Source organism: Vibrio sp. S457-15 (genome assembly GCF_000960545.1).
Classification (GTDB): Bacteria; Pseudomonadota; Gammaproteobacteria; order Enterobacterales; family Vibrionaceae; genus Vibrio; species Vibrio parahaemolyticus.
Window position 1 is genome coordinate 197,542 of sequence record NZ_JYOQ01000114.1, and the last position, 11,661, is coordinate 209,202.

General features: G+C 44.3%; 9 protein-coding genes. 5 read left to right on the plus strand and 4 right to left on the minus strand.

Translation table 11 applies throughout. The annotated features are described in order from the left end of the window. Positions 1-413 precede the first annotated feature (413 nt). Positions 414-1,253 (plus strand): fatty acid metabolism transcriptional regulator FadR, encoded by an 840-nt coding sequence (gene fadR, locus UF05_RS09885; protein WP_005461531.1) that lies wholly within the window; start codon positions 414-416, stop codon positions 1,251-1,253. Between the two features lie 115 nt (positions 1,254-1,368). Here the strand turns inward: fadR and UF05_RS09890 are convergent, their stop codons facing one another. Both UF05_RS09890 and metG read right to left on the minus strand, forming a co-directional pair. Continuing rightward, the gene (locus UF05_RS09890) at positions 1,369-2,175 is read right to left on the minus strand and encodes a hypothetical protein (RefSeq protein ID WP_045545723.1); all 807 of its coding nucleotides are present in this window, start codon (positions 2,173-2,175) and stop codon (positions 1,369-1,371) included. A gap of 212 nt (positions 2,176-2,387) precedes the next feature. Then, positions 2,388-4,454 carry a methionine--tRNA ligase gene (metG, locus tag UF05_RS09895; RefSeq protein WP_029835280.1) on the minus strand — a complete coding sequence of 689 codons (2,067 nt, stop codon included), beginning with the start codon at positions 4,452-4,454 and terminating at the stop codon, positions 2,388-2,390. A 162-nt stretch (positions 4,455-4,616) separates the two neighbouring features. Between metG and apbC the strand changes: the two genes are divergently transcribed. The 3 genes from apbC to UF05_RS09910 all read left to right on the plus strand — a co-directional run bounded on the left by apbC (position 4,617) and on the right by UF05_RS09910 (position 8,782). Next, the gene (apbC, locus tag UF05_RS09900) at positions 4,617-5,693 is read left to right on the plus strand and encodes an iron-sulfur cluster carrier protein ApbC (RefSeq protein WP_045545724.1); all 1,077 of its coding nucleotides are present in this window, start codon (positions 4,617-4,619) and stop codon (positions 5,691-5,693) included. A 171-nt stretch (positions 5,694-5,864) separates the two neighbouring features. Then, entirely contained in the window at positions 5,865-6,506 is a 642-nt protein-coding gene (gene udk, locus UF05_RS09905) for a uridine kinase (protein ID WP_005461598.1), read from the plus strand. Between the two features lie 188 nt (positions 6,507-6,694). Beyond that, complete coding sequence (locus tag UF05_RS09910) at positions 6,695-8,782, plus strand: AsmA family protein (RefSeq protein ID WP_045545725.1); 2,088 nt, start codon at positions 6,695-6,697, stop codon at positions 8,780-8,782. A gap of 63 nt (positions 8,783-8,845) precedes the next feature. Here UF05_RS09910 and cobO read toward each other — a convergent pair whose 3' ends face one another. Continuing rightward, entirely contained in the window at positions 8,846-9,451 is a 606-nt protein-coding gene (gene cobO, locus UF05_RS09915; RefSeq protein ID WP_005461596.1) for a cob(I)yrinic acid a,c-diamide adenosyltransferase, read from the minus strand. A gap of 117 nt (positions 9,452-9,568) precedes the next feature. On the opposite strand from cobO, the gene UF05_RS09920 reads away from it, so the two are divergent. Continuing rightward, positions 9,569-10,018 (plus strand): low molecular weight protein-tyrosine-phosphatase, encoded by a 450-nt coding sequence (locus tag UF05_RS09920; protein WP_025633273.1) that lies wholly within the window; start codon positions 9,569-9,571, stop codon positions 10,016-10,018. A gap of 61 nt (positions 10,019-10,079) precedes the next feature. Here UF05_RS09920 and UF05_RS09925 read toward each other — a convergent pair whose 3' ends face one another. After that, entirely contained in the window at positions 10,080-11,639 is a 1,560-nt protein-coding gene (locus UF05_RS09925; protein ID WP_045545726.1) for a SulP family inorganic anion transporter, read from the minus strand. Positions 11,640-11,661: the final 22 nt, after the last annotated feature.

Genomic DNA, 11,661 nt, shown 5'->3' on the forward strand with positions numbered 1-11,661 from the left:
CCGACTAAAACTACTTTTTAAGTGTAATAACGCGATCAAAACGGCGTTACTATATCATGGAAAGCTTGAAAAAATCCCCTTGGATTTTAAATGACGCCAAGTGACGAGAAAAGATCAATTAAAAAGGAATATTAACCAGAGAATACAAATTTATTTTGCATATTATGAACATAAAAATGTGACGTACTTGTCGTTATTTTTTCTCTATTTGTGTTCGGTTTCTTTTTTATAAAATACAAATTTTACGGCTTTGAACTGCTTCACTAAGTATCCTAAATTCAGCGAACGTGTAGAGTATTAACTCTATATTGAGGGATCGTTTCAATAATTGATCGTAAATTTTCTCAAATCGTTAAGTAGTGGTATGATGAGTAGTATCGACCCTCAGAAATCAATATTGGATAAAAAGTAGAATGGTCATTAAGGCGAAAAGCCCTGCGGGATTCGCAGAAAAATATATTATCGAGAGCATTTGGAACGGCCGTTTTCCTCCAGGCTCAATTTTACCTGCTGAGCGCGAGCTGTCCGAACTGATTGGTGTTACTCGAACGACTTTACGAGAGGTTCTTCAACGACTAGCACGTGATGGATGGTTGACTATCCAACACGGTAAACCAACAAAAGTTAACCAATTTATGGAGACATCTGGTCTGCATATCTTGGATACGTTGATGACGCTAGACGTCGATAATGCAACAAATATTGTAGAAGATTTGCTTGCGGCACGTACCAACATCAGCCCTATCTTTATGCGTTATGCATTCAAGGCGAACAAAGAAAACTCTGAGCGTACAATCAAGAACGTAATTGAGTCTTGTGAAGCGCTTGTGAATGCATCGTCTTGGGATGATTTCATTGCCTCTTCTCCGTATGCGGATAAGGTGCTTCAAAGCGTTAAAGAAGACAACGAAAAAGATGAAGCAAAGCGTCAGGAAATCTTGATCGCGAAAACATTTAACTTTTACGATTACATGTTGTTCCAACGCTTAGCATTCCACTCTGGTAACCAAATCTACGGTTTGATTTTCAATGGCTTGAAGAAGCTGTATGACCGAGTTGGCAGTTACTACTTCTCTAACCCGGCCTCACGTGATTTGGCGCTAAGATTCTACCGTCAACTGCTAGAAACTTGTGAAACGGGCCAGCGTGAACAATTGCCAGTTGTAATTCGCCACTACGGCATGGAAAGTGCTCAAATCTGGAACGAGATGAAAAAGCAACTACCAACCAACTTCACTGAAGATGATAGTTAAGCATTGAGTGAGCAAAGTTAGAAAAAACCGCAGGCAATGCCTGCGGTTTTTTATTGCTCGTTACTTACGGCTTTTGATCTAGTTCCTCATGCAATTATGTCGAAAAATGAGTCTTTCAGGCTAATGAGAGTCTGGGCAAAGGCAAATACAGTGTTTCGACAATATCTGATAGCACGTGATCATAGGTATTGAAAATCGTCAGTGACAGATCTGAGGTGATGCCATAAAGTTCTTCTTCTGTTAGTCCTGTGTGTTTTCCTTCGACATAGTCGTTTAACGCTTGTGTCGAACGTACGGAGATCGGCGCTGCGATAGTCAGCGGTGCTATTACCGCTAACTGATTCAGTTTACGTGTCATTACAGATGCGTAGTTCTTTACTCGAACGCTTCCTCCTTGTTCGTTTAAGTCTTGAATGCTAATACGAAGTTGAGTCAAGGTTTCGAGGCTATCGATAATGGTTTGCCAATTCATGTGGTACTCATCATGCAACTCATCTCGTTGCTCAACTGCTAGCCACGCAATAGTGACTTCATCCATTAAAAACAAACAATGTCGAATCAGCTTCCCGTGCGCCATTTGATTTCTCGCGATGCTGTTTTCCTGCCATTGTTCGAGCAACTTACTGACTTTTATCTGTAACACACGATACATGGGTTTATTTTCAAAGCGCGATGTTTCCAACAAAAGGTGCAGCTTGTTGTTGAGAGCATGATGGATCTCTTCTATTTCTCGATCATAGTTTTGTTGGGATTGAAGGGAGTAATGTGTGATTGCTCGATGACGTCTAAGCAAGTTAACGACATCGCGAAGTAGGGTAAGCAACTGATACTTTCGTGCATGTTGCTGTTCGCGTTTTGTGGAAAGGTGGTAAATGCCGGCTAATATGGCAACGGATAATAACGTTGAAATCAAAACAAACATAACCAACTCCTTGTTAGTGTTTGGACCTAGCAAGAAGGAATTTGCAGTTTTGATGCCAATTAAAATTACTTTAAAAACAAATGGTTAAAATTTAAACCTAAATGTTTTGCGCGTTATTGGTGCAGAAGCTCCCCAATAATGTGAATTTGATCAAAAAAATCCCCGCCGAGAGAGGCGGGGATTGAACTCATTTCAAGCGTAACGTAAGGGAATTACATTACACGCATGCCAGGCTGAGCGCCTTCGTGTGGCTCAAGAATCCATAGGTCGCTACCACCAGGGCCTGCCGCTAGGATCATGCCTTCAGACATACCGAATTTCATCTTACGAGGTTTTAGGTTCGCTACCATTACGGTTAGCTTGCCTTCTAGCTCTTCAGGTTTGTAGGCTGATTTGATGCCAGAGAAAACTTGACGAGTTTCACCACCGATGTCCAGTTGGAACTTAAGCAATTTGTTTGCTTTAGGCACTTCTTCACAAGAGATGATGCGAGCGATGCGCAAATCCACTTGAGCAAAAGTATCAAACTCAATCTCGTCCGCGATTGGGTCTTTGCTTAGCTCAGTTTCTGTTTTAGCCGCTTCTGCTTTCTCTTTCGCTGCCATTTCTGCTGCAGCGTCTTCTTTCGATGCTTCGATCATCGCTTCGATGTTCTTTGGATCGATACGGTTGAATAGCGCTTTGAACTTAGTGATTTCGTGGCCAGTGAGTGGCTGAGCAATGCCTTCCCAAGTTAGCTCTTGGTTTAGGAATGCTTCAGTACGTGCAGCAAGAGCTGGCATTACTGGTTTCAAGTAAGTCATTAGTACGCGGAACAGGTTGATACCTACAGAACAGATTTCTTGTAGTTCCTGATCTTTGCCTTCTTCTTTCGCTACAACCCAAGGGGCTTTCTCGTCAACGTATTGGTTTGCTTTGTCCGCAAGTGCCGTGATTTCACGGATAGCACGGCCAAATTCGCGAGCTTCAAAAAGCTCTGCGATACGGTCAGCCGCTGCCACGAATTCGTTGTAAAGCTCTGGTTCAGCGAAGCTGTCAGACAGTTTGCCTTCGAAACGTTTAGCGATGAAGCCTGCGTTACGAGATGCTAGGTTAACGATCTTGTTGACTACGTCAGCGTTAACGCGCTGAGTGAAGTCTTCAAGGTTAAGATCTAGATCGTCAATACGGCTGTTTAGTTTCGCTGCGTAGTAGTAACGTAGACATTCTGGGTCTAGGTGATCGAGGTACGTGCTTGCTTTCACGAATGTACCTTTCGACTTAGACATTTTCGCGCCGTTTACCGTTACGTAGCCGTGTACGAACACGTTGTTTGGTTTACGGAAGCCAGAACCTTCAAGCATTGCAGGCCAGAATAAGCTGTGGAAGTACACGATGTCTTTACCGATGAAGTGGTAAAGTTCAGTTTTACTGTCTTTGTTCCAGTATTCATCGAAGTCTAGATCGTCACGTTTGTTACATAGGTTTTTGAATGAGCCCATGTAGCCAATAGGTGCATCTAGCCATACGTAGAAGAACTTGTCTTTTTCGCCTGGGATTTCGAAGCCAAAGTAAGGTGCGTCACGCGAGATATCCCATTGTTGCAGACCAGATTCAAACCACTCTTGCATCTTGTTCGCGGTTTCTGATTGCAGAGAACCAGAGCGAGTCCACTCTTTTAGCATGCTTTCAAACTGAGGCAGGTCAAAGAAAAAGTGCTCAGAATCTTTCATTACTGGCGTCGCACCAGAAACTGCAGATTTAGGATTGATCAGTTCTGTCGGGCTGTAAGTCTCGCCACAGTTGTCACAGTTATCACCGTACTGATCTTCAGACTTACACTTAGGACATGTACCTTTTACGAAACGATCCGGTAGGAACATCTCTTTTTCAGGGTCGAAAAGCTGAGAAATAGTACGGCTAGAGATAAAGCCATTTTTCTTTAGCTCTAGGTAAATGTGAGATGCCAGTTCGCGGTTCTCTTCTGAGTGCGTACTGTGGTAGTTATCAAAGCTGATATCAAAGCCAGCGAAGTCTTTTTGGTGCTCTTCGCTAACAGCGGCAATCATCTCTTCTGGAGTAATACCCATCTGTTGCGCTTTAAGCATGATTGGCGTGCCGTGAGCATCGTCAGCACAGATGAAGTTTACAGTGTTGCCGCGTAGGCGTTGGTAACGAACCCAAATGTCCGCTTGGATATGCTCAAGCATATGGCCAAGGTGGATCGAACCGTTAGCGTACGGAAGGGCACAAGTTACCAGCAGTTTCCTTGAAGGAAGGTGTCTTGGATCGTTTGCCATACTTAATATTCGCTTTTCTTGATAGGTATAAAAAAATTTTGATGGATAATACTACCCCATGAACTCACTAACTCCAAGGTGTCAAACCGCGGAATGCCTTAGTTTTTTTAGGGTTCTGGTTATGTCGGGTCGGTGGTAGCATGGTACTCAAAAGGAGGACTTATGCATCAGTTCACTTCAAAACAAGATTTTTGTCATTGGTTTAATCAATTTCAACATCCACAGTTAGTGGAAAACTGGGCCGATATTCACGGCGTTGTCACCATCACCGCTCAAGGTGAGGTGAAGATTACATTGCCATTTGCTAGTAATGAGCTTCAGCGCACATTGCAAGAATGGATTCAACAACAGCAAGCATCCAAAGCTGTAGCCGCGTTTCCGTTTCGCATTGAACTCGGCGTAAAAGCACTAGAAACGCAGGTTTCTAATGCGGTGAAAGGTGTGAAGAATATCATTGCGGTGAGCTCTGCAAAGGGTGGGGTGGGCAAATCCACAACAGCCGTTAACTTAGCCTTGGCTATCGCGCAGTCGGGAGCGAAGGTTGGCCTATTGGATGCCGATATATACGGTCCATCGGTTCCGATGATGCTCGGCCAGGAAGATGCGAAACCAGAAGTTCGCGATGGCAAATGGATGGAGCCTATTTTTGCTCACGGCATCTATACTCATTCTATTGGCTATTTAGTTAATAAATCTGAAGCAGCGATCTGGCGTGGCCCTATGGCATCGAAAGCGTTAGCTCAGCTATTGAATGAAACCGATTGGCCAGAGCTGGATTACCTAGTGATAGACATGCCACCAGGCACGGGTGATATCCAGTTGACGTTGTCACAACAAATTCCTGTTACCGGCACGGTTTTGGTGACGACGCCACAAGATTTAGCGTTGGCAGATGCGCGCAAAGGTGCAGCAATGTTTAACAAAGTCAATGTGCCAGTAGTAGGTGTGGTCGAAAATATGAGTTACCACATTTGTAGCCAATGTGGCGCGACTGAACACATCTTTGGTATGGGTGGCGCGGAGAAAATGTCTCAAGAGTTTGGCTTAGCGCTATTGGGCCAAATTCCGTTGCATATTTCTATGCGAGAAGACATTGATGCTGGTGTGCCAACTGTTGCGAGACGACCTGACAGTGAGCATTCAGGCTACTACAAACAGCTTGCAGATCGAGTGTGTAGCACAATGTTTTGGCAAGGCAAAGCGAAACCAGATGCAATCAGTTTTACAATGGTAAACTGAGGTTGGTGGTTGAAAGTTGCACATTTTAACGTTTGCCCGGAGGTTAATCCTCTGGGCAGGCAGAAACTTATGACTAAACTCTAATTCCAGCTAGTAACTACGGGGTGAACTCCCTATAATCAGGCAGTTTATCTTTTTATGTGACTAGAAATCATCATCGGGTGCAAACTAATGTCTGATAATAATCAATGCGTCATCGTAGGTATTGCTGGCGCTTCTGCTTCTGGAAAAAGTCTGATCGCGAGCACAATTTACAATGAGCTTCGCGCGAAAGTAGGCGATCATCAAATCGGTGTCATCACGGAAGATTGCTACTACAACGACCAAAGCCACCTAAGCATGGAAGAGCGAGTAAAGACGAACTACGATCACCCGAGTGCGTTGGACCACGACCTATTGTGCGAGCACCTAGAGAAGCTTGTACGTGGTGAGGCCGTGGAAGTGCCTGAGTACAGCTACACAGAGCACACAAGAACAAGTAACACCACCACAATGACCCCTAAAAAGGTAATCATTTTAGAAGGTATCCTTCTTCTTACTGACCCTCGTCTTCGTGACCTGATGCACGCGACTGTATTTATGGATACGCCTCTGGATATCTGCCTACTTCGCCGTGTTAAGCGTGACGTTGAAGAGCGTGGCCGTACAATGGAATCCGTTCTTAAGCAATATCAGCAAACTGTTCGTCCGATGTTCATGCAGTTTATCGAACCTTCTAAGCAATATGCGGACATCATCGTACCTCGTGGCGGTAAGAACCGTATCGCGATCGATGTACTAAAAGCTCACATTGCAAAACTTTTGAAAGCTTAAGTCTTTAGACGGCTATATCGCTTTATTTTTATGATAAGAAGTGGCACTTTAGGTGCCACTTCTTTTTTTGTTTTTAAATTAGTCAGTTGCATGTCAAAACCGGATGGTTTTCACGCTTTTGTGGAACTCTCGGCGGTAAATCTAGTCTGCGCTTATAATTTTAAAAACACACGAGCAAGGAAAAACAAATGAAGAAACTGCTCTTAGTTCTCGCGATACCTGTTGTGGTATTTGTTGCTGCAATTTTAGCGTTAACTATTTTTGTCAATCCAAACCAATTTAAGCCACTGATTGTTGAGCAAGCTCAGAAACAAACAGGGTTAGAATTAGTGATTGAAGGGGATATCAGTTGGCAATTCTTCCCATCAATTGGTTTTGAATTGGGAAGAACCGAACTGCGTAACCCGCAAGGTTTTAGTCAGCCAAATCTTTTTAAAGTCGACACTGTCGGTGTTGATGTTTCTGTCACACCACTTTTTAGCAAACAACTTGAAATCGGTAACATTACTTTAGATGGTGCGGAGTTCTACGTTGAAACGAAGAAAGACGGCAGCAAGAACATTGATGCTCTAACGAAAGCGCAAACTCAACAAGCAGAGCAACCGAATGATACTGCACCAGATCAAAGCGGCGAATCGCAGTCTGAAGGCTCAGATTGGAGTATCAACCTGGCTGGTGTTACGGTTTCTAATGGCTCACTAGAAATTCAAGACAAGCAAGCCGGCAATTACACCAAGCTGTATGATGTATCGTTGAACCTTTCTGAATTTGCTTTTGACAGCTGGACGACAGCTGACTTTGGTGTGAAAGGCGAAATGAATGACCAGAAGTTTACAGCAGAAGGTAAGGCAGACTTTAAACTGGCGAAAGGTCTTACCAGTTATGCGTTGAAGAACATCGATGTTGATGCGACGTACACTGATCCAAACAACACTATTGAATCGGCAAAAATTGGCTTAGATACATTTGAATTCGATAAAGTAAACAATCTTAACTACGCGCTTAAAGGCAGTGCTGCTGGTATGAAGCTGGACATGCAAGGCGGTGGGCAGCTTACGGTTGACCAAGCGATTAGCAAAGTGTTGTTGAATAAGCTTACGCTGAAATCAAGCTTTGAAGGTGATGCTTTGCCACAATCACCAATGAAAGTTGATATGGTCTCTGACCTTTCATTTGACCTAAATAAAAGCCACCTTAGCTTTATTCTAGAGAAGTTAACCGCAAACGCGATTGCATTGGATGGTAAAGCCGATGTGACATTGGGAGACATTCCAAAAATACGTTTTGCCCTTCATAGCCCTAATATCGATTTAGATGAATTCTTAGGCTTGGATACACAAGCACCAGCAAGCGAAAAGCCAGCATCTGGTGGTAAGAGTGCATCCGCGGGGCCTGAAGTTGAGCCGGATCTTTCAGCACTGAAAGCGCTGGATGTCAAAGGTGATATCACCATCGATAAGTTCAAAGCGGCTAACGCAAAAATGGAAGCGGTAAAAGCGAGCTTCACTGTCAATCGTGGTGTGTTTGACCTCACATCATTTAGCTCGAAGTTGTACCAAGGCACAATTTCAGCAACAGCAAGACTAGATGCACGTAAGACGCCAGCGACTTACAGCGTGAAAAAATCAATCAAAGGTGTGAAAGTTCAACCGCTACTGATTGATGTTGCTAACAACGACAAGCTAGAAGGTACGGGTAACATCGACGTGAATGTCCAAGGTAGCAGTTTGACGCCGACAGGTATCAAACAGAACCTTGCTGGTACTGTAGCGATTAACTTTGCTGATGGTGCGGTAAATGGCATCAACGTTGCTCAATTGATTCGTGAAAACTACGCGCGATTCAAAGGGCAAAAAGTTGAAAGTACCAACGAAGTGAAGAAAACAGACTTCAGTGCGATGACCGCGACGTTGAAACTAAACAAAGGTGTGGTATCAACGGACAACTTGCATGCTCAATCACCGTTACTACGTGTGCGTGGTAAAGGCAGTGCAAACTACATCAATGAGACGGTCGACTTTACTATCAGTACTTCAATTGTGGGTACGCTAGAAGGCCAAGGTGGTAAAAACATCGATGAGCTGAAGGACATCACGATTCCAATCAATGTGTCTGGTAAGTGGGCGGACCCTAAATTCAAACTCGTATTCGATGATGTTCTTAAACAGAAAGCTCAGAAAGAAATTGACCGTGGCGTAGAGAAGCTAACGGACAAAATTAAAGATGAGAAAACCAAAGAAGCGGTCGATGGTCTGTTGAAGAATCTTTTCAACTAACCACGTGTTGAAAGTGAAAGGGTTGGCATTGTGCCAACCCTTTTTTTCATTGTGCTGCAAGCTCTACCAGTCGACGCCTTTCAGCGCTTTTACGCCAGATTCAAATGCGTGCTTTACATTCTTCACTTCAGAAACGGTATCGGCCATTTCAATTAGTGTGCGATGTGCACCACGACCAGTAATCACAACCGACTGCATTTTTGGGCGATTGTTTAACGCTTCGACCACTTCGTCCAAATCGATGTAACCGTAACTCACCATGTAAGTTAGCTCATCGAATAAGATGACATCAATAGAGTCGTCTTGCAGCATACGCTTACATTCTTTCCAGACCAGTTGCGCTGCTTCGGTATCGGCGGTTTTGTTCTGCGTCTCCCAAGTAAAACCAGTCGCCATAACTTGGAATTCTACTCCCAATTTTTCTAGCAAGTTGCGCTCGCCGTTGTCCCAAGTACCTTTGATAAATTGAGCCACTGAACACTTAAGGCCGTGACCGACGGCGCGAGCAATCGTGCCAAAGCCCGATGTCGATTTACCTTTACCATTACCAGTAATGATCAGCAGTAGACCTTTCTCTTCTTGAGCGGCCGCAATTTTTGCGTCTACCTGTTCTTTTACTTTTTGTTGGCGTGCCTTATGGCGTGCTTCTTTATTTTCTTCGATAGACATAATACTTCCTTAAGTCCGTTTCGTGCTTTGCCCGCGGTAGCTTGGGTTCATTGAATTATCTCGCTATGATAGACCAACATATCGTGAAGAAAAACCATCGATAATTCAGGGAATAAAATGAAGAGAATACTCGTTGTTTGTATGGGAAATATTTGCCGTTCACCAACCGGTGAGGCCGTTCTGAGATCTAAAGCGGAAGAGTTAGGTGTCGATGTCGACATTGATTCGGCTGGGACAATTGGCTATCACACCGGAAACACGCCAGACTCAAGAGCCATGGCGGCAGGGAAACAACGTGGCTATTCGTTTAAAGGAATGCGAGCACGCCAAGTGTCAGTGCAAGATTTCGAATACTTCGATTTGGTACTGGCTGCGGATAAAGCAAACTTGGCTGACTTACTCGATATTTGTCCTGCCGAACATCGTCATAAAGTCTCGCTATTTTTAAGCCACTCTAATTCGAGTTATGACGAGATCCCAGATCCTTACTATGGTGGAGATGATGGATTTGAGTTGGTATTGGACTTAATCGAAGAGGCGTCGGTAGCGGTTTTGCAGAAGCTGTAATTATCACGATATCAGATAAATAATAAAAGGGATGAGCATTGCTCATCCCTTTACGCATAGATTAGCCAGCTAAAATGTCGGTTGCGACTTTGTAGCTAGGGTCTTCTTTCACGTTGATTTCGACTAGACTGCCAGCTTTGTCGAGTAGTTTGCGACAATCCGGACTTAGGTGACGAAGGTGAAGCGTTTTGCCGATGGAAGCGTAGCGCTCTGCTAGCGTTTCAATTGCCTCAATTGCCGAGTGGTCTGTGACGCGAGAGTCTGCGAAATCGACAATCACATCTTTAGGATCTTCTGGCGCATTAAACAGCTCGAGGAAGTTTGCTGCTGAACCAAAGAAAATTGGACCGTGAATTTTGTACTCTTTTGAGCCTTCTGCGTTCAAGCAAGTATCTGCGTAAATGTGCTTCGCATGTTGCCATGCAAACATCAGCGCTGAAGCGATTACACCAACCGCGACCGCAACAGCAAGGTCAGTCAGTACTGTAACGACGGTTACTAGTACGATAACGAAGAAATCTTGCTTTGGTACACGGCGAGCCAACTTAAATGTTGCCCATTCGAATGTGCCAATCACAACCATGAACATCACACCAACTAGGGCTGCTAGTGGAATCATTTCAATCAACGATGACGCAAACAAAATGAATATCAGCAGAGCTACAGCCGCTACGATGCCAGACAGACGGCCACGGCCACCGGAGTTTACGTTGATCATTGACTGCCCAATCATTGCACAACCACCCATCGCGCCGAATACAGAACATGTCATGTTTGCCATACCCTGACCGATACATTCACGGTTAGATTGGCCACGAGTATTCGTCATTTCGTCTAAAACGGTCAGCGTTAGCAAAGATTCAATTAGGCCGATGGCCGCAAGGATCACTGCATAAGGCAAGATGATTTGCAGAGTCTCTAGCGTAAATGGCACTGATGGAATAGAGAAGGTTGGCAAAGAGCCTGCTAGTGTAGCGGCTTCATTACCTGACATAGAACGTAGGAAGTCGACAACTGTACGTGTCTCTAGATCTAACCCAACAACTAGTGCAGTCACGGTTACGATAGCAACAAGTGAAGATGGCACTGCTGTTGTAATTTTCGGCAAGAAGTAGATGATCGCCATGGTCAGCGCAACCAAACCTAGCATTAACATCATTTGATCTTGTGGAAGCCAAGTCAGCACGCCATTCATGTCTGGAGCCTTGAATTGTCCTAATTGCGCGAGGAAGATAACAATCGCTAGGCCGTTAACAAAACCAATCATTACAGGGTGTGGAACGATTCGAATGAATTTGCCCAATTTAAATAAACCGGCAGCAATTTGCAGAATACCGGCCAACATAATGGCAGCAAATAAGTACTGAACACCGTGGCTTGCAACAAGAGAGACCATTACTACAGCCATTGCGCCTGTAGCACCAGAGATCATGCCTGGGCGACCACCAAAGATTGAGGTGATAAGGCCAACGATGAATGCTGCGTACAGACCAACCATTGGGTCTACACCAGCAACGAATGCAAATGCTACGGCTTCAGGGACAAGTGCCAGGGCAACCGTCAAACCTGATAGCACGTCATTTTTAATAGAGTGCTTAGAAAATTGCGGGAATTCGAACATGTTTGTCTTTAAGTTCTCGTTG